Raw genomic sequence first — 1,340 nt, forward strand, 5'->3', positions numbered from 1 at the left:
ACGATCCTGGGCTTCGTGGAAATCGGTCCGGCGCTGCTGCCGATCGTCGCGCCGCGCGACGGCGTGGTGCAGGCCGTCCTGGCGGCGGATGGCGCGCCGATCGGCTATCACGCCCCGGCATTTGCGATCCGCCATGAATGAACCGCGCCGGCCGCCGCCAATGTCCCGCCCGAGACACGCGCACGCGAATTTCGGATTCGGACCGTCAGAGCGAGGAGGCCGAGCGCGAGGCCTGTTCGTAAAAGCCCGTCAGCACGCGAAGGGCTTTCGCGACGTCGCCGATCCTGCTGCCGCCCGGGCTGCGGTCGGGCGGGATCAGTTCCAGCAGGCAGATCCGGCGGATGCGGGCATATTCCTCGCACACCGCGCGGCCCTTGTCGGTCGTGCCGACGAAGACCTCCTTGCCGTCGCGCCGGCGGGCGATCAGGCCCAGCCGGTCGAGCTTCTTCATCGCGTAGTTGAGGGAATGGCGTTCGGACAGATTGAGCGTGAACATCAGGTCCGAGATGCTTTTCTGCCGGTGGCGGTGATTGGCGCTGTGCAGGACCAGCGCATCCAGCGGCGAGAGATCGGGCAGGCCCGCCGCCGCCATGCCCCGCACCACCCAGCGCTGGAAGGCGTGATTGACCACCGTCAGCGCGAATTCGAATTCGCTGAGATCCTCATGGCCCGGACTGGCGAGATGCGAGGACGAGACGATGAAGGCGCGTTCCGTGGCCGTGGCGCGCGAATCCGCCGCGTGGTCGTCCGTCATGCGCCGGGGGGATTTCGTCTTGGTCATGGGCGGCCTCGCTGCTGTCGGTCCGGTGCCGTCAGCCGGCGCCTGGCCCTATCCTAACCCGAAGCTGGAGGCATGGCATGTCCCCCCCATCATCCGTTCGCCTGGCGGCCGATATCGGCGGCACCTTTACCGACATCGTGCTGGAAACGCCGCAGGGGCGCCGGACGCGCAAGGTCCTGACCACGCCCGCCGCGCCCGAGGACGGGGTGATGACCGGCATCGGCCTGGTGCTGGCCGATGCCGGGCTCGATTTTTCCGATGTCGCGGTCTTCGTGCACGGCACGACGCTGGCGACCAATGCGATCATCGAGCGGCGCGGCGCGCGGACGATGCTGGTCGGTACCGAGGGATTCCGGGACATTCTGGAAATCGGCACGGAAAGCCGGTTCGACCAGTACGACATCATGATCCGCAAGCCCGTGCCGCTGGTGGCGCGGCCTCACCGCTTTGCCGTGCCCGAACGCATGGATGCCCTGGGGCGCGTGCAACGCCCGCTGGACGAGGCGGCGGTGCGCGCCCTGGTGCCGCATCTGCGCGCCGCCGGGGCCGAGGCGATCGC

At 68.7% G+C, this 1,340-nt stretch carries 2 protein-coding genes; one reads left to right on the forward strand and one right to left on the reverse strand.

Annotated features, from left to right (window positions below):
* Nucleotides 1-205 precede the first annotated feature (205 nt).
* On the reverse strand, nucleotides 206-781 hold the full coding sequence (locus HUK84_RS18520) for a winged helix DNA-binding protein (RefSeq protein ID WP_246285772.1): 576 nt from the start codon (nucleotides 779-781) through the stop codon (nucleotides 206-208).
* Between the two features lie 77 nt (nucleotides 782-858).
* Between HUK84_RS18520 and HUK84_RS18525 the strand changes: the two genes are divergently transcribed.
* The coding region (locus tag HUK84_RS18525; protein WP_281362862.1) for a hydantoinase/oxoprolinase N-terminal domain-containing protein at nucleotides 859-1,340 on the forward strand (482 nt) is incomplete at its 3' end.

It is taken from the genome of Nguyenibacter vanlangensis, assembly GCF_013376155.1.
GTDB lineage: Bacteria > Pseudomonadota > Alphaproteobacteria > Acetobacterales > Acetobacteraceae > Gluconacetobacter > Gluconacetobacter vanlangensis.